Source organism: Pandoraea apista (genome assembly GCF_001465595.2).
Classification (GTDB): domain Bacteria; phylum Pseudomonadota; class Gammaproteobacteria; order Burkholderiales; family Burkholderiaceae; genus Pandoraea; species Pandoraea apista.
In genome coordinates this window covers 360,561-379,886 of the sequence record NZ_CP013481.2, presented here as the reverse complement: position 1 = coordinate 379,886, position 19,326 = coordinate 360,561, and the positions used below count along the sequence as shown (strand labels likewise).

Annotated in this window: 27 protein-coding genes; 2 read left to right on the top strand and 25 right to left on the bottom strand. The window is 59.4% G+C overall.

The features are described from left to right. Positions 1 to 120 precede the first annotated feature (120 nt). From ccsB to AT395_RS01725, 3 genes are all read right to left on the bottom strand, one after another. Positions 121 to 1,305: a c-type cytochrome biogenesis protein CcsB gene (ccsB, locus tag AT395_RS01735; protein ID WP_042113406.1), complete on the bottom strand. Its 1,185-nt coding sequence runs from the start codon at positions 1,303 to 1,305 to the stop codon at positions 121 to 123. 11 nt (positions 1,306 to 1,316) lie between these two features. Next, on the bottom strand, positions 1,317 to 3,452 hold the full coding sequence (locus tag AT395_RS01730) for a cytochrome c biogenesis protein ResB (RefSeq protein WP_048628221.1): 2,136 nt from the start codon (positions 3,450 to 3,452) through the stop codon (positions 1,317 to 1,319). A gap of 166 nt (positions 3,453 to 3,618) precedes the next feature. Continuing rightward, on the bottom strand, positions 3,619 to 4,275 hold the full coding sequence (locus tag AT395_RS01725) for a c-type cytochrome (RefSeq protein WP_042113409.1): 657 nt from the start codon (positions 4,273 to 4,275) through the stop codon (positions 3,619 to 3,621). Between the two features lie 297 nt (positions 4,276 to 4,572). On the opposite strand from AT395_RS01725, the gene yihA reads away from it, so the two are divergent. Both yihA and hemB read left to right on the top strand, forming a co-directional pair. Further along, the gene (gene yihA / locus AT395_RS01720) at positions 4,573 to 5,241 is read left to right on the top strand and encodes a ribosome biogenesis GTP-binding protein YihA/YsxC (protein ID WP_042113412.1); all 669 of its coding nucleotides are present in this window, start codon (positions 4,573 to 4,575) and stop codon (positions 5,239 to 5,241) included. 592 nt (positions 5,242 to 5,833) lie between these two features. Beyond that, positions 5,834 to 6,832 carry a porphobilinogen synthase gene (gene hemB / locus AT395_RS01715; RefSeq protein ID WP_042113413.1) on the top strand — a complete coding sequence of 333 codons (999 nt, stop codon included), beginning with the start codon at positions 5,834 to 5,836 and terminating at the stop codon, positions 6,830 to 6,832. 226 nt (positions 6,833 to 7,058) lie between these two features. Here the strand turns inward: hemB and dsbD are convergent, their stop codons facing one another. The 22 genes from dsbD to rpmC all read right to left on the bottom strand — a co-directional run bounded on the left by dsbD (position 7,059) and on the right by rpmC (position 19,326). After that, complete coding sequence (gene dsbD / locus AT395_RS01710) at positions 7,059 to 8,987, bottom strand: protein-disulfide reductase DsbD (RefSeq protein WP_048628222.1); 1,929 nt, start codon at positions 8,985 to 8,987, stop codon at positions 7,059 to 7,061. A gap of 58 nt (positions 8,988 to 9,045) precedes the next feature. Continuing rightward, complete coding sequence (cutA, locus tag AT395_RS01705; RefSeq protein WP_048628223.1) at positions 9,046 to 9,378, bottom strand: divalent-cation tolerance protein CutA; 333 nt, start codon at positions 9,376 to 9,378, stop codon at positions 9,046 to 9,048. A 194-nt stretch (positions 9,379 to 9,572) separates the two neighbouring features. Then, positions 9,573 to 9,965, bottom strand: coding sequence for a 50S ribosomal protein L17 (rplQ, locus tag AT395_RS01700; RefSeq protein ID WP_010804110.1), 393 nt, complete (start codon positions 9,963 to 9,965; stop codon positions 9,573 to 9,575). 155 nt (positions 9,966 to 10,120) lie between these two features. Next, complete coding sequence (locus AT395_RS01695; RefSeq protein ID WP_010804111.1) at positions 10,121 to 11,098, bottom strand: DNA-directed RNA polymerase subunit alpha; 978 nt, start codon at positions 11,096 to 11,098, stop codon at positions 10,121 to 10,123. Between the two features lie 102 nt (positions 11,099 to 11,200). Next, positions 11,201 to 11,824 (bottom strand): 30S ribosomal protein S4, encoded by a 624-nt coding sequence (rpsD, locus tag AT395_RS01690; RefSeq protein ID WP_042113418.1) that lies wholly within the window; start codon positions 11,822 to 11,824, stop codon positions 11,201 to 11,203. 150 nt (positions 11,825 to 11,974) lie between these two features. Further along, positions 11,975 to 12,379, bottom strand: a complete 405-nt coding sequence (rpsK, locus tag AT395_RS01685; protein WP_010804113.1) for a 30S ribosomal protein S11 — start codon at positions 12,377 to 12,379, stop codon at positions 11,975 to 11,977. An 18-nt stretch (positions 12,380 to 12,397) separates the two neighbouring features. Beyond that, positions 12,398 to 12,763 carry a 30S ribosomal protein S13 gene (gene rpsM, locus AT395_RS01680; protein ID WP_010804114.1) on the bottom strand — a complete coding sequence of 122 codons (366 nt, stop codon included), beginning with the start codon at positions 12,761 to 12,763 and terminating at the stop codon, positions 12,398 to 12,400. Between the two features lie 35 nt (positions 12,764 to 12,798). Continuing rightward, entirely contained in the window at positions 12,799 to 12,915 is a 117-nt protein-coding gene (gene rpmJ, locus AT395_RS01675) for a 50S ribosomal protein L36 (RefSeq protein ID WP_010804115.1), read from the bottom strand. A gap of 19 nt (positions 12,916 to 12,934) precedes the next feature. Further along, the gene (gene infA, locus AT395_RS01670) at positions 12,935 to 13,153 is read right to left on the bottom strand and encodes a translation initiation factor IF-1 (protein ID WP_010804116.1); all 219 of its coding nucleotides are present in this window, start codon (positions 13,151 to 13,153) and stop codon (positions 12,935 to 12,937) included. Between the two features lie 12 nt (positions 13,154 to 13,165). Next, entirely contained in the window at positions 13,166 to 14,503 is a 1,338-nt protein-coding gene (gene secY / locus AT395_RS01665; protein ID WP_010804117.1) for a preprotein translocase subunit SecY, read from the bottom strand. 23 nt (positions 14,504 to 14,526) lie between these two features. Further along, positions 14,527 to 14,961 (bottom strand): 50S ribosomal protein L15, encoded by a 435-nt coding sequence (gene rplO / locus AT395_RS01660; RefSeq protein ID WP_010804118.1) that lies wholly within the window; start codon positions 14,959 to 14,961, stop codon positions 14,527 to 14,529. Between the two features lie 11 nt (positions 14,962 to 14,972). Then, the gene (rpmD, locus tag AT395_RS01655) at positions 14,973 to 15,155 is read right to left on the bottom strand and encodes a 50S ribosomal protein L30 (protein WP_010804119.1); all 183 of its coding nucleotides are present in this window, start codon (positions 15,153 to 15,155) and stop codon (positions 14,973 to 14,975) included. Positions 15,156 to 15,166: 11 nt separating this feature from the next. After that, the gene (gene rpsE, locus AT395_RS01650; RefSeq protein ID WP_010804120.1) at positions 15,167 to 15,685 is read right to left on the bottom strand and encodes a 30S ribosomal protein S5; all 519 of its coding nucleotides are present in this window, start codon (positions 15,683 to 15,685) and stop codon (positions 15,167 to 15,169) included. Between the two features lie 13 nt (positions 15,686 to 15,698). After that, positions 15,699 to 16,064 carry a 50S ribosomal protein L18 gene (rplR, locus tag AT395_RS01645; protein WP_010804121.1) on the bottom strand — a complete coding sequence of 122 codons (366 nt, stop codon included), beginning with the start codon at positions 16,062 to 16,064 and terminating at the stop codon, positions 15,699 to 15,701. An 11-nt stretch (positions 16,065 to 16,075) separates the two neighbouring features. After that, complete coding sequence (gene rplF, locus AT395_RS01640) at positions 16,076 to 16,609, bottom strand: 50S ribosomal protein L6 (RefSeq protein WP_010804122.1); 534 nt, start codon at positions 16,607 to 16,609, stop codon at positions 16,076 to 16,078. A gap of 15 nt (positions 16,610 to 16,624) precedes the next feature. After that, positions 16,625 to 17,020, bottom strand: coding sequence for a 30S ribosomal protein S8 (rpsH, locus tag AT395_RS01635; RefSeq protein WP_010804123.1), 396 nt, complete (start codon positions 17,018 to 17,020; stop codon positions 16,625 to 16,627). Between the two features lie 13 nt (positions 17,021 to 17,033). Then, positions 17,034 to 17,339 carry a 30S ribosomal protein S14 gene (gene rpsN, locus AT395_RS01630; RefSeq protein WP_042113420.1) on the bottom strand — a complete coding sequence of 102 codons (306 nt, stop codon included), beginning with the start codon at positions 17,337 to 17,339 and terminating at the stop codon, positions 17,034 to 17,036. Positions 17,340 to 17,346: 7 nt separating this feature from the next. After that, positions 17,347 to 17,886, bottom strand: coding sequence for a 50S ribosomal protein L5 (gene rplE, locus AT395_RS01625; protein ID WP_023593829.1), 540 nt, complete (start codon positions 17,884 to 17,886; stop codon positions 17,347 to 17,349). Positions 17,887 to 17,904: 18 nt separating this feature from the next. Continuing rightward, the gene (gene rplX, locus AT395_RS01620) at positions 17,905 to 18,216 is read right to left on the bottom strand and encodes a 50S ribosomal protein L24 (protein ID WP_010804126.1); all 312 of its coding nucleotides are present in this window, start codon (positions 18,214 to 18,216) and stop codon (positions 17,905 to 17,907) included. Between the two features lie 11 nt (positions 18,217 to 18,227). After that, positions 18,228 to 18,596 carry a 50S ribosomal protein L14 gene (gene rplN / locus AT395_RS01615; RefSeq protein WP_010804127.1) on the bottom strand — a complete coding sequence of 123 codons (369 nt, stop codon included), beginning with the start codon at positions 18,594 to 18,596 and terminating at the stop codon, positions 18,228 to 18,230. A gap of 266 nt (positions 18,597 to 18,862) precedes the next feature. Continuing rightward, on the bottom strand, positions 18,863 to 19,135 hold the full coding sequence (gene rpsQ, locus AT395_RS01610) for a 30S ribosomal protein S17 (RefSeq protein WP_042113421.1): 273 nt from the start codon (positions 19,133 to 19,135) through the stop codon (positions 18,863 to 18,865). Then, positions 19,132 to 19,326 (bottom strand): 50S ribosomal protein L29, encoded by a 195-nt coding sequence (gene rpmC / locus AT395_RS01605; RefSeq protein ID WP_010804129.1) that lies wholly within the window; start codon positions 19,324 to 19,326, stop codon positions 19,132 to 19,134. Before rpmC ends, rpsQ begins: the two co-directional genes overlap by 4 nt.

Sequence of the window (19,326 nt, the reverse complement as noted above, 5' to 3'; positions counted from 1 at the left end):
CTGCGCACAACGCCGTTCCCACGGCCGCACTGCGGGAAATCATACGGCACGATGAAAAAAGCCGCCGGCATCTGAATGCGGCGGCTTTCCCATGGGCCCCGATGCGGCAGGCAGCCCGCGTCAGAGCTGTCCGTAGCTGTGCAGCCCCGAGAGGAACATATTCACGCCGAGGAACGCGAACGTCGTGATGAGCAAGCCGGTCAGCGACCACCACGCCGCCACCACACCGCGCAGCCCCTTCATCAGACGCATGTGCAACCACGCCGCGTAGTTCAGCCAGACGATCAGCGCCCACGTCTCCTTCGGGTCCCAGCTCCAGTAACCGCCCCAAGCGTCGGCAGCCCACAGCGCGCCGAGAATCGTGGCGATCGTGAAGAACGCGAAGCCCACGGCAATGGCTTTGTACATCACATCGTCGAGCAGTTCGAGCGACGGCAGACGCGACGAGAAGAAGCCACTGTCGAGCGGCTTGCCGGCCGCGGCCAGCCGCTTGTTTTCGCCCGACTTGAGCAGATACGCCACCGAAACCATCGCCGCGAGCGCAAACGTACCGTAACCGATGAAATTCGCCGGCACATGGATCTTCATCCACCAGCTTTGCAGCGCCGGCACCAGCGGCTGGATCTCGTAGGCGCTACGCGCCACGCTGTACCAGAGGTTGAAGCCGACAGCCGCGCTGATCACGAGCAACACGAATGGCCCGAGTGCGCGCGTTTCGTAACGACGCTCGTAGTACAGATAAAAAAGCGCCGTGATCAGACAGAAGAGCACGAAAACTTCGTACAGGTTCGAGATTGGAATGTGGCCAACGTCGGCCCCCACCAGATACGACTCGTACCAGCGCACCATCATGCCGGTGAACCCGAGCAACACCGCCGCCCAGCACAACGACGACCCTACGCTCGCACCGAATGGCGAACGGGCGAGCAAGCCGCCCCAGTAGAAAATCGTTGCCAGAAAGAACAGTGCGCTCATCCACAGGATGGCCGACTGACTCGAGAGGAAGTACTTGAGAAAGAACGCCTGATCTGCACGCGCGAGATCGTGGTGATACAAGCCGATGCCCGAGAGCGCGAGAATCGCGATCCCCGCCATCAGCCAGCGCACCGACCGCCAATGCCAGCCGAGTAGCGCGAAAGTGGGCACAGCGAGCACCAGAATCGTGTGCTCGTAGTAATCCATGTAGTGGCCGTAGCGATTGAGGGCAAAGCCCGCACCGATCGCCAGGGCCAGTGCAAATAGCCAGTCGCCGATGCTGCGGCGGCGCAGCCAGGAGGCTTCCGAATAGCTTTGCGATAACTCCATCTGTCTCACCTTCATCGTTTTGTGACGATCTCGTCAATCTCCGCCTTCGTGCGGGCGAATTCCTTTTCGAAATCCAGTGTGCGGCGTGTCGTCGACACGGCCATCAAGACCAAACTGCCACCGTCCGGCGTGTCCTTCAGCCACATCCACAGACGCCGCTCGCGTACGTAGAACATCGAGAAGATGCCGAGTACCAGCAGCAAGCTGCCAAGATACACGATCTTCTTGCCGGGCGAGCGCGTGAGCTGGAAGACGCTTGCCTGGACCTGCTCGAACGAATCGAGTTGCAGGAAGACCGGCGCGTCGTACAGGAAGTTGTCGGACAGCGCGTTAGTGGCCGTATGCACGAAGCGCTCGTTCTCCGGCGAGGGCGCCATGGCTGGCTGCCCGGCCTGTTCGCGGGCGACTTGCCACAGTTGCCAGACGGTACCGTCGAGAATGCGACGGAACATATCGGCTGCGCTGGACTGCTGCTCTTGCGGCACCTTCTCGTTCACGAACTCCGCGATTGCCTGCAAGCCGCCCTTCGTCTGGCTGGTTTTACTCGCCGGAATCACGCCGGCAAACAGGTCCAGTTCGCGCTTGGCGCTCTCTTGCAACTGCTCGCGAAGCGTCGTCGACGTTTGTGCCGGCAGCGATTGTGCGGCAAAGCGACGAGCCGCCTCGGCACGTGCGCCATCGTCCTGAAGCGCGGCACGCAGCAGCATCCATTGCTTCACGGAACCGTCCGCGTCAGCCGGAATGCGCAGGTACTGGAACGGGCCATCCGGCGTGTCGCGCACGCCCGTCATGAAGACACGCTCGCCATCGTCCACCAGAATCGGCAGCATGTAGTTGCGGTACTCCTTCGCCTGCCCGCTGCGATCGCGCACCTTGTATTGCACCGACGGCCCCACGTTGCGCAGATCCTTGCTCAGATCCGTGCGGGCGCCCGAACCGAGCTGTGCGCTCAGATCGTCGCGCAACGACTTGCGGGCCACGCCGCGCACATCGCGTTCGCCTCCGCCATTGCTGATGTTCTCGACGTTGATCGCGCGAAAATCGCTGAACTCGACGGTGTATTCATCCTTGCCGGCCGCGCCGCCGCGCAATTGCGTCGAGCCGCCGATGTCGCCGGAGAAAGCGAACGTACGATCCGATGCCCCACGCATCGGATATCCGGTCAGCTTCAGTTTGCTGCCGCCGTCTTCGAAGCTCGACTGATAAATCGCCACGCCCTTGAAGATGAACGGTTCGTTGACCTTCACCGTCGCGTCCACCGATTTGCCGGTCTCGGGGTCGGTCACCACGATGTCGCTCGCGAACAGCTTCGGCATGCCCGTCGAATAGTAGTCGACGTGGAATTTCTTCAGTTCAATGGAGAACGGCAGATCCTGCACGACCGAGCCGTCCTGGAAATTCAGAATCGCCGTGGTCGATTTGCCGCCTTCCGGCACGAACGAGTAGCCTCGGAACGCGGGATTGTTCGGCGATAGGCGATGCGTTTCGGGAATCTGCGAAATCACGGCATTGCCTTGCAGCGGCGACTTGCCGAATAGCGCCATCTGCGCTCGGATCAGCAGATCGCTGTCGACCAGCCCACCCAGACAGATGATGACGATGGCGCTGTGCGCGAAGATGTAGCCGATCTTGTTGATCGCGCCGGCCTTGGCCGCGACGAGCGTAGCGCCATCGCGCTCACGTACCACAAAACGGTAGCCACGGCGCCCGAGATAGCCCGTGAGACGCGGCAGCAGGTCGCCACGTGGCGTGGGCCCGGTGAATTCGCCTTTGTGACCAAAAGCGCGCAGGCTGCCCTCGCGCACGTGATCGCGCCAACTGCGAATGTCCGCGATCATCTTCGGTGCGTTGCGCACGATGCACAGCGTCGTGGACGCCATCAGGAAGAAGAGGATCAGCAGGAACCACCACGAGCTGTACACCGTGTACAGTCCGATCGAGCGGAAAACGTCGGCCCAGAATGGACCGAACTGATTGACGTAATTGGGATACGGGTCGCCCTGCTTGAGCACGGTGCCAATGATGCTGGCAATGGCAAGCACGCTTAGCAGGCTGATGGCAAAACGCATCGAGCTGACCAGCTCGACACCGTCGCGCACCCATCGCTGCGTGCCTTTGATCTGCATTCCGGAGGTACTGATGCTCATCCTGTTTCCGACAACAAAAAAGGGCGGGGACGCGTATCTCACGCGCCCGCCACCCTGTGTATGCTAAACCAGATCTATCCGGTCGCTCTGCGGCGCCGCTGCTGGTTTCGTTATAAGTCAGCGAATATACCCTGACGTTCACATGATGTCAGGGCGGGGCTGCCGATCAGCGCAAACCGGCGATGTAATCCGCGACTGCCTTGATTTCCTTATCCGACAAACGCGAGGCCACGGTGTGCATCGGCGCGTTGTTCTTGCGGGTTTCATCTCGGAACGCGACCAGTTGGGCCGCAGTGTAGTCGGCCCACTGCCCGGACAGACGTGGATACTGCGACGGCATGCCGGCACCGGTCGGTCCGTGGCACGAGGCGCACGCGGGAACGCCCTTATCAGCCAGACCGCCGCGATAAATCTTCTCGCCCAGCGGCACGGTGTCTTTGTTACGCGCCACGCCCGGCTTCGCGGTCTGCGAGGCGAAATAGGCAGACACATTGCGCATGTCCTGTTCGGACAATGCCGCAACCATGCCGGCCATGATGGGATTGTTTCGCGCGGGAGTTTTGCCGGGCTGCGCCTTGAAGTCGAGGAGCTGTTTATCCAGATACTCGGCATGTTGACCGGCGAGCTTCGGATAGGCGGCGCCGGTACTATTGCCGTCTGCCGCGTGGCAGGCGGCGCAGACCTGACTGGCAATCGCCTGTCCCCGGTTCAAGTCTGGTTTTGCAGGCGTCTGAGGCTCGGCGGCTTGTCCTGCACCGCTCAGAAGAAAGCATGCCAGCGCCAACGGTGTTGCAGCGAGAGACTTCCACACTCCTCGGTTCATTCGCACACCTTATATCTGTTTTGTCGGGAAATCGGTCGTTCGAACTCACCGTCCGACGCCGTGTTTCTCCTCCAACCTCACGGCGTGCGAGACGTTCGGGCAAGCCTTGGCAAGGCCAAGGTTAACTTTCATATTGTACAATAAAGTCTTTCCCCGACTTTAGGGGATTTCCATGTAGAAGGCCGCAGAACGGGGCTCCCCGGCCTGTCGCCGGTGGGCATCAAACCCACCGTCCTGCGCCCCTGCACCCGCGTTGCGGCCCGATCCCTGTGGCTGTGGCGCTCCCCGGTTTCCGTCATGTCCCTACTTCATCAAGCCCGCTTCTTTACGACCGTCAATCATCTGCGCGATTTGCCGCCCACGGCTGTGCCCGAGGTCGCCTTCGCGGGACGCTCGAACGCGGGCAAGTCCAGCGCGCTCAACATCCTCTGCAACCAAAAGCGCCTGGCCTTCTCGAGCAAGACGCCGGGGCGTACACAGCACATCAACTACTTCGAGATCGCTCACCTCGAGACCCTGTACGGCTATCTCGTCGACTTGCCCGGATACGGCTACGCCGAGGTCGGTGGCGGCGTGAAGATTCACTGGCAAAAACTCCTCGGCGATTATCTGGTGCAGCGCCCGCAACTGCGTGGTCTCGTGCTTCTGATGGACTCGCGCCGGCCGTTCACCGACCTCGATTGCGAACTGATCGACTGGTTCATGCCGACGGGGCGTCCCATTCACGTGTTGCTGACCAAAGTGGACAAGCTCACGCGCCAGGAAGCGACGGTCGTGCTGCGTGACACGCAAAAACGCCTGGCCGCGCTGCCGCGCACCGACGGCCTGCCTGCCGACGATCCCGCCACGCCGCCGCAGTTCACGGCACAACTGTTCTCGTCGCTCAAGCGCACCGGCGTAGACGCCGCGCAGCGCGTGCTCGAAGATTGGCTCGCCATTCCTGCGCGCGACACTGCCAAGAAGTGATCTTCGCCTGATCCCTCGTACATATGGGGGATCGGCGAATTCTCATTGTCTATTTCGACGCGGTCCACGCAACGCTACTCCGCGCACGCGAGACACCCCCACCAAGTCGCTACGGTAGACGGCATTCAGGCTCGGCAGGCGCGACAAATCGTCGCGGCGAGCCGCGTGACGCTGGGTAAGGGCAATGGAATCTCGTATGCGCAAGTGACGGCATAACGTCCCCTCAGCCGAACGGATGAGGCTTCTCGAATCTGCCGGAAATCACGGGCACCCGGGGCTTCGCAGTGACAATTCGCGCGCACATAAAAAAACCGCCGTGTAGGCACGGCGGGTTTAAATAAGCCTTATCGTAGAACGACAGGCGCCCGCTCAGGGAGGAGAAGCGGGGGACCCTCGCACACAGTGCGAACATCCGGTTGGTATGATATACCATGCGTTCGAAAGTTTCCCGGCAAGTGCCGTTTTTTGCGCGCCTTCCCTCTTAGGGGATCGTTGAGCCAGCCGCAACGACTATCCGTTTTCGGGACAAGTCCACACGCCCCATTTCGCGGAAATTTTCGAAGCACCACTCTCCGTCCAAAGGACCGATCGCATGAGTTCCTACCCCCTGCTTCGCCCGCGCCGCATGCGACGCGATGACTTCTCACGCCGTCTGATGCGTGAAAACCACCTGACTTGCGACGACCTCATCTACCCGGTGTTCGTGCTTGAAGGCGAAAACCGTCGTGAAGCCGTCGATTCGATGCCTGGTGTCGAGCGCGTCTCCATCGACAATCTGCTCCGCGTAGCCGATACATGCGTCACGCTCGGCGTCCCGGTGATCGCACTGTTCCCGAACATCGAAACGTCGCTGAAAACGCCCGACGGTATTGAAGCGACCAATCCCGAAGGCCTGATTCCGCGTGCCGTGCGCGAACTCAAGCGCAACTTCCCCGATCTGGGTGTACTGACCGACGTGGCGCTCGACCCATACACGAGTCACGGTCAGGACGGCGTACTCGACGAAAACGGTTACGTCATCAACGACGTGACGACGCGACTTCTCGTGAAGCAAGCGCTCACGCAGGCCGAGGCCGGCGTGGACATCGTGGCCCCGTCCGACATGATGGACGGGCGTATCGGCGCCATTCGCGAAGCGCTTGAGGAGGCCGGCCACATCCACACGCGGATCATGGCTTACGCGGCAAAATACGCCTCGGCTTTTTACGGCCCGTTCCGTGACGCCGTCGGTTCCGCATCGAATCTGGGCAAGGGCAACAAGATGACCTACCAGATGGACCCGGCCAACTCCGACGAAGCGCTACGCGAAGTCGCGCTGGACATCGAGGAAGGCGCGGATATGGTGATGGTCAAACCCGGCATGCCGTATCTCGACATCGTGCGCCGCGTGAAAGACGAGTTCCGTTTCCCCACGTACGCCTATCAAGTGAGTGGCGAATACGCGATGCTCAAGGCCGCCGCACAGAACGGCTGGCTCGATCACGACAAGGTGATGATGGAATCGCTGCTTGCATTCAAGCGCGCAGGCGCAGACGGCATTCTGACGTACTTCGCGTTGGACGCAGCCCGCCTGATCCGTGCGCAAGCCTGAGCAAGACGGCCAACGCGACCCACAGATTTGCACTCGGAATCAGGTGAACCTAGGTAGCTTGGTTTTCTATGCTCTCGCTAGTGCGATCTTTCGCGCATAAAGGAAAACGGCCAGCCCGATCTCGGGTTGGCCGTTTTGCTTTGCGTCGCGCGTAAGGCCGAGCAAGTCGTCGGTTCAGCACACTATCATTTGCTCAGGCATCGCCCGCGGCGCCGGGCTCAGAAACTTAAGCTGCGGGGCCGTATGCCTTGTCCAGGCTGCGCAGGAACTGGTCTGACGACTGTGCGCCGATGACACGCGTGTCTGCGACTTCCTTACCGCTGGCGTCAAAGAAGATGATGCCGGGTGGCCCAAACAATCCGAAACGCTTAAGCAAGGCCTGATCATCGGCGTTGTTCGCGGTAACGTCTGCCTGTACAAGCACCATCTGATCGAGACGTGCTTTCACCTTCGGATCCGTGAAGACGAATCGCTCCATCTCCTTGCAGCTAATGCACCAGTCCGCATAGAAGTCGAACATCACCGGACGCCCAGCCGTCGCCACGACTTTCTCGAGTTCCGCTACGCTGCGCACGCGTTGGAACCTGACACCCTCGATTGCAGCAGCGTTCGCATTCGCATTGGCATTCCCGGAAGCCGCCGTGGTCAATCCGGCCAACGGCACCAGTGGGTCCCGTGCCCCAGCCGCAGCGCCCACCAGCGCGACGGCTCCGAGAAGCGCGACGACAACACCCAGCCCCTTGAGAAGACGTCGGGCACCGCTCACGCCTTCAGGCAGGCTATCGAACACGCGCATGAATGTGGCCGCCACCAGCAGCAAGACGCCCCAGCCCAACAGTAATACAGGTGTTGGGAGCAACGGCCGAACGATCCACAAGGCAACGCCCAGAAGCAGGAAACCGAAGAAACGCTTCACGCCATCCATCCACGCCCCAGCACGCGGCAGCAGCGCACCGCCCCCGCCAGCGAGAATCACCAGCGGCAGCCCCATGCCCAATGACAATGCGAAGAGCGTTGCACCGCCGAAAACGGCGTCGCCGGTTTTCGCGATGAAAGCAAGCGCGGCCGCCAGAGGAGCCGTCACACACGGGCTGACGATCAGCCCGGATAGCACACCCATCATCGCGGCGCCGATCCATTGACCGGACTTCTGTTTGCGAGCGGCGTCATCGATTTTGGCTCGCAAGCCCGACGGCAATTGAAGCTCGTACATTCCGAACATCGACAGCGACAGGACGACCATTAGCAAAGCGAACAGCGCCAAGACCCACGGCGCTTGCAAGAACGCGATGAGGCCCTGCCCCAGCAATCCGGCCGCGACACCGATGACCGTGTTCACCACAGCCATGCCGAGTACGTAGGCAATAGCGAGACGTATTGCCTTGCCACGGCTGGCCTCCTGGCCGGCAACGATAGACAGAAGAATCGGCACCATTGGCAACACGCACGGCGTAAAGGCCAGCCCGACGCCGAGCGCGAAGAATATCCCTAGTGCCAGTGCGAAGCTGCCGCCCGAGAGAATACGCTCCGCCTCGCTGTAGTCTTCGCGCGCCGACAACCATCCGCCCGCTGTCCTGGACGACGGTGCAGACTGAGCCGCCATTCCCTCGGGCGAATTACCCGCCACTTGTGCGCCATTACCAGACAAAGCCGATGCCGTCGGCCCTGCCGTCGATACCGCAGCCGAACTCCCGCCCGCTGCACCGCCGAGGCCATCCGCCGAAATCTTGAGTGGCTTGTCCATTGGCGGATAGCACAACCCCTTGTCCGCACAACCCTGCATGGTGACGTTCAGCGTGAACGGACCACTCGGTTGAACGACCGGGACACGAACGTCGATGGGCTCGTGATAGACCTCCATGTCCTTGCCGAAGGTCTCGTCATGTTTGATCTCTCCCTTGGGAAACTCTGGGGTACCGAGCTTGACGGCCGGGTTATCCGCAGTGAAAGCAAATCGGTCTCGGTAGAGGTAGTAGCCCTTGGCAACCTCGAAATGCAGCAGCACAGCACCAGGCTGTTCCGTCTTCGACACCTTGAAGGCGACGTCCGGATCGAGAAAATCATCGGCTGCACGCGCATGTCCCAAGCCAAGAGCGAGCAACATGGCCACGACCAGCCATGCCAACACCCAGAATTGCACAGTGCGATGCCGCATCGGTGCTCCCTGACAACGATCTGCGTCCAAGATCAGTGGCCCTACCACGCTCGCTCCCTCAGACATGCAATTTCCCCCGCGTCTCATCTTCGACCCAGCGCGCATAGGCCGGCAACGCTGCGGTAGCCGGCCATGCGACGATTTCAGGTACGTCGTAAGGATGATGTTCTTTGATGTACTGCTCAAGTGCACCATAACGCGCGGCAGTCGTCTTGATCATGAGTGGTACTTCCACACTCGTCTCGCGTTTTCCCTGCCAGCGATAGCTCGAACGCACCGGCGCCATTTGCTGCACGCAAGCCGCCAACCGCTGGGCGAGCATGCCGTCGATCGCGGCTTCGGCGCTGGCCTCGTCGGGAAATGTCGTCATGACGATAAGAAGGACATCCATGATGTGCGGTAGACCATTCAAGCGTGAGGATTGTTCACTGTACACCGAGGCCACGAAACGTGTGCAATCGACCCGTGATTTTCGGATCTGTACTGCGACAGCGTCTGACAACACCTCAAAACAAAAAAAGCCAGGTCGGCGACCTGGCTTCTTCTTACGACAGACGATCTTGAAAAGACCGTTGCGCGAATCGCTTACTCAGCGACTTCCGGCGCTTCCGTGTCGACTTCCGGACGGTCCAGCAGTTCGACGAAAGCCATCGGCGCATTGTCGCCAACGCGGAAACCCATCTTCAGGATACGCAGATAACCACCCGGACGGTTGGCGAAACGCGGGCCCAGTTCGTTGAACAGCTTGGTGACCATTTCACGATCGCGCAGGCGGTTGAACGCCAGACGACGGTTGGCAACCGAGTCCTTCTTACCCAGCGTGATGAGGGGCTCGACAACCTTACGCAGCTCCTTGGCCTTCGGCAGCGTGGTCTTGATCGCTTCGTGCTGGATCAACGAGTTCGACATGTTACGCAGCATTGCCAGACGGTGGCTGCTGGTACGGTTCAGTTTACGCAGACCATGACGGTGACGCATTTCAACTTTCCTTTAAACAGAGTTTTCGACCTAGCTCTTCTATCGGTGACAAACACCGCGGGCCGGTACCTTCGCTATCGGCCGTATCGGAACATTCCGACGCGCCGCACTTACGTAGCAACATGGCCACCCGAAGGCGGCCATGTCATTACACCTTACTTCTCGAGACCAGCCGGCGGCCAGTTTTCGAGCTTCATGCCGAGCGTGAGACCACGCGAGGCAAGCACTTCCTTGATCTCGTTGAGCGATTTGCGACCCAGGTTCGGGGTCTTGAGCAATTCGTTCTCGGTACGCTGGATCAGGTCGCCGATGTAGTAGATGTTTTCGGCCTTCAGGCAGTTGGCCGAACGCACCGTCAACTCGAGATCGTCCACCGGACGCAGCAGGATCGGATCGATCTGCGGCGCACGCGACGGCGCTTCGCTGGCGGCTTCCGTGCCTTCCAACGCAGCGAACACCGACAGTTGGTCGACGAGGATGCGAGCCGATTGACGGATCGCTTCTTCCGGCGACACCACACCGTTGGTTTCGATGTTCATCACGAGCTTGTCCAGGTCCGTACGCTGCTCCACACGGGCCGATTCGACCGCATAGCTCACACGCTTGACCGGCGAGAACGACGCGTCGAGGACGATACGACCAATCACCTTGGCCGAATCATCACCGTAACGGCGCACGTTGCCCGGGACATAACCACGACCCTTTTCGATCTTGATCTGAACGTCGAGCTTACCGCCCTTGGCCAGATGCGCAATCACGTGATCGGGGTTGATCAGTTCCACATCATGCGGCACTTCGATATCCGAAGCGCGCACTACACCTTCACCATCCTTGCGCAGCGTAACGGTGACTTCGTCACGGTTATGCAGCTTGAACACGACACCCTTCAGGTTCAACAGGAAGTTGACAACATCTTCCTGGACACCGTCGATAGTGGAGTATTCATGCACAACGCCGGCGATCGTCACTTCGGTCGGCGCGTAGCCCACCATCGACGACAACAGCACGCGGCGAAGCGCGTTGCCCAAGGTGTGGCCGTAGCCACGTTCGAACGGCTCCATCACGACTTTGGCGTGATGCTCACCGACCGGCTCAACCGCGATGATCTTGGGCTTCAACAAACTGGTTTGCATAGGTTTCCTTTTCAATACCCTCGGCTCGTTACACCGATAAGGCTGATGGGTGACAACCTGCACGGAACGCAAAACGCGCCGTGAGGCGCGTCAGCATACGGATTAACGCGAATACAATTCGACGATCAGGCTTTCGTTGATGTCGCCCGCGATATCGCTACGTTCCGGCAGTGCCTTGAAAGTGCCTTCCATCTTCTTGGCGTCAACCGAAACCCAGATCGGGAAACCGACTTGCTCAGCCAGCGACAGCGATTCTTGAATACGCACTTGCTTCTTGGCCTTTTCGCGCACGGTGATCACGTCACCGGCCTTGACCTTGATCGACGGGATGTTAGCAACAACACCGTTCAGCACGATCGCCTTGTGGCCGACCAGCTGGCGCGCTTCAGCGCGCGTCGAACCGAAGCCCATGCGGTACACGACGTTGTCCAGGCGCGACTCGAGCACTTGCAGCAGGTTTTCACCCGTGTTGCCCTTGAGACGGTCGGCTTCCGCGAAATAACGACGGAACTGACGCTCGAGCACGCCGTAAATACGCTTGACCTTCTGCTTTTCGCGCAGTTGGTTGCCGTAGTCGGACGTACGAGCACCCGAGGTGCGGCCATGCTGACCCGGCTTGCTATCCAGCTTGCACTTGTCGGCGAGCGAGCGACGTGCGCTCTTCAGGAAGAGGTCAGTACCTTCACGGCGGGAGAGTTTGGCCTTCGGGCCGATATAACGTGCCACGGTTGTTCCTTTATCTCAAAATTTGACGCAGCGAACTTTGTCCACTACGCAAGTCCGGTACCAATGTACCGGACGGTGGTCTTAGAAATTGCTTCGCGCACGGCCTAGACCGTGCGCGAACCCGCGATTATAGCAGGATTTTGAAGCGTCTTAGATACGACGACGCTTCGGCGGGCGGCAGCCGTTGTGCGGGACCGGCGTCACGTCCGAAATGGCCGTGATCTTGATACCCAGCGCATTCAGCGCGCGAACCGCAGATTCGCGACCCGGGCCCGGGCCCTTGATGCGAACTTCCAGGTTCTTCACACCGTATTCCAGTGCCACGCGGCCAGCCGACTCAGCAGCAACCTGGGCAGCGAACGGGGTCGACTTACGCGAACCCTTGAAGCCCTGGCCACCCGACGTCGCCCATGCCAGCGCATTGCCCTGACGATCGGTGATCGTGATGATGGTGTTGTTGAACGAAGCGTGGACGTGCACGACGCCTTCCGCAACGCTCTTCTTGACCTTCTTGCGAACGCGCTGCGAAGCGGCGTTGTTCTGTTGCTTAGCCATGAGTTTCCTATCCTCTGGTTACTTCTTCAGCGAGACGCCGGCCTTACGCGGACCCTTGCGGGTACGCGCATTGGTACGGGTGCGCTGACCGCGGAGCGGCAAGCCCTTGCGGTGACGCATGCCACGATAGCAGCCCAGATCCATCAGGCGCTTGATGTTCATCGTCACTTCACGGCGCAGGTCACCCTCAACCGTCAATTGACCGACTTGATCACGCAGCTTTTCGAGATCAGCGTCGTCGAGGTCCTTGACCTTCTTCGAGAACGGCACACCGGCGGCTTCGCAAATCTGGCGAGCGCGCGTGCGGCCGACACCGTAAATAGCCGTCAGGCCGATAGCGGTGTGCTGGTGGTTCGGGATGTTAACCCCTGCGATACGAGCCATTCGTAATTCCCCAACTAAATAGCGTTAAAGGCCGATTAGCCCTGACGTTGCTTGTGGCGCGGATCCGAACTGCAGATCACGCGCAGCACGCCTTTGCGCTTCACAAACTTGCAATTGCGGCAGATGCACTTAACAGATGCCAAAACTTTCATGACAATTCCCTCTCTCTAATCACTTCGCCCGGAAGACGATCCGCGCACGCGACAGATCGTAGGGCGTCAACTCTACCGTCACCTTATCTCCGGGAAGGATGCGGATGTAATGCATCCGCATCTTGCCGGAAATATGTCCGAGTACTACATGGCCATTTTCCAGCTTTACCCGGAAGGTGGCATTGGGGAGGTTTTCAAGTACCTCACCCTGCATTTGAATAACGTCGTCTTTCGACATGATCCAGGATCATTAGCGAAGCGTCATGTTATTGCCGCCCTTGAAATTCGCCTTGCGGAGCAGCGACTCATATTGTTGCGACATCACATACGACTGCACTTGCGCCATGAAGTCCATCGTCACCACCACGATAATCAGCAGTGAGGTTCCACCGAAGTAGAACGGGACATTCCAGCGCAACACCAGAAACTCAGGCAGCAAACACACCAAGGTGACGTAAGCTGCGCCGGCCAGTGTCAGACGCGTCAGGATCTTGTCGATATATCGCGCAGTCTGGTCGCCCGGACGAATCCCCGGAACAAACGCACCACTCTTCTTCAGGTTCTCGGCGGTCTCCTTGCTGTTAAACACCAGTGCGGTGTAGAAGAAGCAGAAGAACACGATCGCCAGTGCGTAGAGCATCACGTAGATCGGCTGACCCGGCGACAACTTCGCCGCGATATCCTTGAGCCAGCGCGCGTTATCACCCGCACCAAACCAATTCGCGATCGTTGCCGGGAACAGGATGATCGACGACGCAAAGATCGGCGGAATCACGCCTGCCATGTTCAGCTTGAGCGGCAGGTGCGAAGCCTGACCGCCGTACACCTTGTTGCCGACCTGACGCTTGGCGTAGTTCACAAGGATCTTGCGCTGACCACGTTCGACGAACACGACGAAGAACGTCACGAGCACCACGAGGGCACAGATCACGATGGCCGAGAACGGACCGATCGAACCGGTACCGACGAGCTCGAACAGACCGCCCACAGCGTTCGGCAAACCGGCCGCGATACCACCAAAGATGATGATCGAGATACCGTTACCGAGGCCGCGTTCGGTGATCTGCTCACCGAGCCACATCAGGAACATCGTGCCGGTCACGAGCGTGATCACCGTCGTCAGGCGGAACAACATGCCCGGATCGACGACGAGCCCCGGCTCGCTTTCCAACGTCACCGCGATCGCCGCTGCCTGGAAGAGCGCGAGTACCACCGTAAAGTACCGGGTGTACTGCGTAATCTTGCGCTGTCCGGCCTGGCCTTCCTTACGCAATGCTTCCAGCTGAGGCGAAACCATCGCCAACAACTGCATGATGATCGATGCCGAAATATACGGCATGATCCCCAGCGCGAAGATCGTGAAACGCGACAACGCACCGCCCGAGAACATGTTGAACATGCCCAGGATCCCGCCCGACTGGCGCTGGAACAACTGCGCCAGCTGATCGGGGTCGATGCCCGGCACCGGGATATGCGCACCAATACGGTAGACAATCAGCGCCAGCAGCAGGAAAACCAGCCGCCGACGCAGATCCGCATACTTTGGGCCCTGCGTACCAGGCTTAGCGAGATTAGGAGACTTGGCCAATGCTGGCTCCGGGGTGACCTAACTTACTCTGCAACCGAACCGCCAGCCGCTTGAATGGCGGTGAGCGCACCCTTGGTGACGCCCAGACCCTTCACAACGACTTTGCGGGTGATCTCGCCCGAGGCGATAATCTTGGCCGACAGCGACAGCTCGCTCACCAGACCAGCCTGCTTCAGAACCAGCAGATCGATCTCGTCGACCGGCAGGTTGTTCAGGTCAGCCAGGCGAACTTCGCCCACGAAACGACGCGTCAGCGACTTGAAACCACGCTTCGGCAGACGACGTTGCAGCGGCATTTGACCGCCTTCGAAGCCCACCTTGTGGAAGCCGCCCGAACGCGACTTCTGCCCCTTGTGACCACGGCCGGCGGTTTTACCCAGACCCGAACCGATGCCACGGCCAACGCGGCGCTTGGCGTGCTTGGCGCCTTCTGCCGGCTTAATCGAATTCAATTCCATTTTGCCCTCGCTCAGTCGACGATCTTCACAAGGTACGAGACCTTGTTGATCATGCCCCGCACAGCGGGCGTATCCTGCAACTCGCTGACCGAATTGAGGCGACGCAGGCCCAGGCCCTTGACGGTCGCGCGGTGTTCTTCACGCGTACCGATCAGGCTCTTGACCAGCTTAACTTTCACAGTTTGCTGCGACATATTGATCACCCTTAGCCGAGGATCTCTTCCACCGACTTGCCACGCTTGGCGGCGATGTCAGCAGGAGTCGATTGTTTCTTCAGGCCGTCGAGCGTGGCGCGGACCAGGTTGTACGGGTTCGTCGAGCCAAGGCTCTTCGTCACCACGTTGGTCACGCCCATCACCTCGAACACCGCGCGCATCGGGCCACCGGCGATAACACCGGTACCGTCCTTCGCCGGCGACATCAGGACGCGCGAGGCGCCATGCTGGCCGAGAACGTTGTGTTGCAGGGTGCCGTTCTTCAGGGGCACCTTGAACATATTGCGGCGGGCTTGTTCCATTGCCTTTTGAACGGCAACCGGCACTTCCTTCGCCTTGCCCTTGCCCATGCCGATGCGGCCATCGCCGTCACCAACCACGGTCAACGCGGCGAACCCGAGAATACGGCCACCCTTCACAACCTTCGTGACACGGTTGACCGCGATCATCTTCTCGCGAAGGCCGTCGTCGCGTTCGTCAGCCTGAACTTTCGCTTGCATCTTTGCCATGACGGATCCTTACTTAGAACTTGAGGCCGGCTTCACGGGCTGCGTCGGCGAGAGCCTTAACGCGACCGTGATAGCGGAAGCCCGAGCGGTCGAAAGCAACGCTTTCGATGCCGGCAGCCTTCGCCTTTTCGGCGATACGACGGCCGATCAGCGCTGCTGCGGCAGCGTTGCCACCCTTGCCTTCCTTGTCGCCCAGTTCCTTGCGCACTTCGGCTTCCAGCGTCGAAGCGCTGGCCAGCACTTGCGTGCCGTCTTCCGAGAAAACTTGCGCGTAAATGTGCACGTTGGTGCGATGCACGGAAAGGCGATGCACCTTCTGAGCTGCCAGCTTGATACGAGTCTGGCGAGCGCGGCGCACACGAGATTGTTTCTTGTCCATGTTTCGCACCCTTACTTCTTCTTGGTTTCCTTGAGGATCACCACCTCGTCCGCATAGCGGACGCCCTTACCCTTGTAGGGCTCGGGCGGACGGTAACCGCGAACTTCCGCAGCCACTTGTCCGATGCGTTGCTTATCAACGCCCTTGATGATGATCTCCGTCTGCGTCGGGGTCTCTGCTTTCACGCCTTCCGGCATGGCATGCACAACATCGTGCGAGAAACCCAGCTCGAGCTTCAGGTTGTTACCTTCAGCCTTGGCACGGTAACCCACGCCAACGAGTTGCAGTTTCTTTTCGAAACCCTTGCTCACGCCGGTCACCATGTTGTTGACCAGCGCACGTTCCGTACCGTACAGCGCATTCGCTTCGCGGCTTTCATCGGCCGGGGCGAAGGTGACGGTGCCGTCTTCGATCTTGACGATCACGAGGGGATTGATGCCGCGGGTCAGCGAACCCAGGGCGCCCTTGATCGTCAGCACATTGCCAGCCAGCGTCGCTTCAACGCCCTTCGGCAGTGCAATGGGACTCTTACCTACTCGAGACATTTCAACTCTCCTCGGTTAGGCGACGTAGCAGATGACTTCGCCGCCCACGCCGGTGGCGCGTGCTTTGCGATCGGTCATCACGCCCTTCGGGGTCGAGACGATAGCAACGCCGAGGCCGTTCATGACCTGCGGAATGTCGTTGCGGCTCTTGTACACACGCAGACCCGGGCGCGACACGCGCTCAAGGCGCTCAATCACAGGACGGCCAGCGTAGTACTTCAGTGCGATGTTCAGCACCGGCTTCGTTTCTTCTGCTTCAACCGCGAAGTCTTCAATGTAGCCTTCGTCCTTGAGGACTTTGGCGATCGAGACCTTCAGCTTGGACGAGGGCATCTTGACCGATGCCTTCTCAACCATCTGAGCGTTGCGGATGCGAGTCAGCATATCGGCGATAGGATCGCTCATGCTCATGGTGCTTCTCCTATTACCAGCTTGCTTTGGTCACGCCCGGGATTTCGCCACGGAAGGCGATTTCACGGATCTTGTTACGGGCCAGGCCGAATTTGCGGAAGGTTCCGCGCGGACGGCCGGTCAGGTCGCAACGATTGCGTTGACGCGTCGGATTTGCGTTACGCGGCAGCTGTTGCAGCGCCAGACGTGCTTCATAACGCTCGTCTTCCGACTTGCTGGTGTCTTCGATGATCGCTTTGAGGGCGGCGCGCTTGGCAGAAAATTTCTGCGCCAGACGGGCGCGTTTCTTTTCGCGTTCGATAAGTGCCAGTTTAGCCACGATTACCTCAGTTACGGAACGGGAATTTGAACGCCGACAGAAGAGCCTTGGCTTCTTCGTCAGTCTTCGCAGTCGTGGTGATGCTGATGTTCAGACCACGCAATGCGTCGATTTTGTCGTACTCGATTTCGGGGAAGATGATCTGTTCCTTCACACCGATGTTGTAGTTGCCACGACCGTCGAACGCACGACCCGAAATACCACGGAAGTCACGCACGCGCGGCAGAGCCACGGTGATGAAACGATCCAGGAATTCGAACATACGCTCACCGCGCAGCGTCACCATCGTACCGATCGGGTAACCTTCGCGGATCTTGAAACCGGCGATAGCCTTGCGAGCCTTCGTCACCACCGGCTTTTGACCGGCAATTTTCGTCAGGTCGCCAACGGCGTGCTCAATGATCTTCTTGTCAGCAACGGCTTGACCAAGGCCCATGTTCAGGGTGATCTTGGTGATGCGCGGCACTTCCATGACAGACTTGTAACCGAACTGCTTAGTCAGCTCGGCGACAATTTTGTCCTTATAGAATTCTTGCAAACGGGCCATTATCTATACTCCCTGCGATTAGGCACCGACGACCGTAGCACCGGTCGTCTTGAGGAAGCGGACCTTCTTGCCGTCTTCGACCTTGATGCCGACACGCGACGGCTTGCCATTGGCATCCACCAGCGCCACGTTCGAAACGTGGATCGGCATCGTCTTATCGACTACGCCACCTTGCGTGCCCTTCATCGGGTTCGGCTTGACGTGCTTCTTTGCAACGTTCACGCCCTCGACGACCAACTTGTCGCCATCAACGGCCAGGACCGTGCCACGCTTGGCCTTGTCCTTACCCGTCAGCACGATGACCTGGTCACCCTTACGAATCTTGTTCATGTGTCGGCTCCTTACAGCACTTCCGGGGCCAGCGACACGATCTTCATGAAGCGTTCGGTACGCAGTTCACGCGTAACCGGCCCGAAGATACGGGTGCCGATCGGCTCGAGCTTGGTGTTAAGCAGCACGGCGGCGTTGCCGTCGAATTTGACCAGCGAGCCGTCCTGGCGACGCACGCCCTTGGCGGTGCGCACGACCACTGCGTTGTAGATTTCGCCCTTCTTGACACGACCACGCGGGGCAGCGTCTTTCACGCTGACCTTGATGATGTCGCCAATGCCGGCGTAGCGACGCTTGGAGCCGCCCAGCACCTTGATGCACATCACTTCGCGCGCACCGGTGTTGTCGGCTACTTCGAGCCGGGTTTCAGTTTGAATCATGGTGTTATCTTCCCAACTTAATCCGACACATACGCGTCGGTCAGTCTTGGTCCCCGTCAGCACCAAAGGGTGCCGTTTGGGTTGAGTCGTTCAAAAGTGGACAACCTTGCTTACCTTTACCTGACCCGTAGAGGATACGAATCGGCTCCGGAAGCCATCCACTCCCTTGCGAAACCAAAGACCGGTTTTAGCGAAAGAAGCGGAAAGTCCGGAATTATACAATGATAATTCCGGACTTGCAAGTCAAGCCTTCGCTTCAGCTCACCTTAGATGATACGGGCGGCTTCCACGAGACGGGAGACCGTCCAGGCCTTGGTCTTCGACAGCGGGCGGGATTCTTGAATCTCGACCGTATCGCCTTCCTTGTACTGGTTGGCCTCATCGTGCGCGTGGTACTTCTTCGAACGCACGATGTACTTGCCGTAGAGCGGGTGCTTCATTTGACGCTCGACCAGCACGGTAACCGTCTTGTCCATCTTGTCGCTGACAACCTTACCCACGAGGGTACGCTTCAGCGAGGTCTTAGCGGTATCGTTCATTTCTGGCTCGCCTTCTCAGTCAACACGGTACGCACACGCGCGATGTCCTTGCGCACCTTCTTCAACTGGCTGGTATTGCTCAGCTGTTGGGTGCCCGCTTGCATGCGAAGACCGAATTGGGCCTTCAGCAGATCCGACAGTTCCTTGTTCAGGCCGTCGACATCCTTGGCACGAAGTTCGGATGCTTTCAT